Below are 425 nucleotides of genomic sequence, written 5' to 3' on the forward strand. Positions count from 1 at the left end.
CGACGTCGAGCACCAACTGCCCCTGCGGGCGACCCTGCTGCGCCTGGCCGACGACGCCCACGTCCTCGTCCTCGTGATCCACCACATCGCCGCCGACGGCTCGTCCCTGGCCCCCCTCGCCCGTGACCTCGGTGTCGCGTACGGCGCCCGCCTCCGCTCCGAGGCACCGACGTGGACGCGCCTCCCCGTCGACTACGCCGACCACACCCTCTGGCAGCGCCGTCTGCTCGGCGAGGAGCACGACCCCGAGAGCCTCGTCAGGCGTCAACTGGCCTACTGGAAAACGGCCTTGAGCGGGCTCCCCGAGATGATCGAGCTGCCCTGGGACCGGTCGCGCCCCGCAGTGCCCCGGCACACCGGCGCCACCCACGCCTTCGCGCTCGAACCCACCACCGCCCGGCGGATCGCGGACCTCGCCCGCGCCG

The 425-nt window shown here is 74.1% G+C and carries 1 protein-coding gene; it reads left to right on the forward strand.

Annotated elements, in window-relative coordinates; translation table 11 throughout:
• Positions 1-425: condensation domain-containing protein (locus BFF76_RS34315; protein WP_244167386.1), on the forward strand; the 425-nt coding region annotated here is incomplete at both ends.

This window comes from Streptomyces mutomycini (genome assembly GCF_001700505.1).
GTDB lineage: Bacteria > Actinomycetota > Actinomycetes > Streptomycetales > Streptomycetaceae > Streptomyces > Streptomyces mutomycini.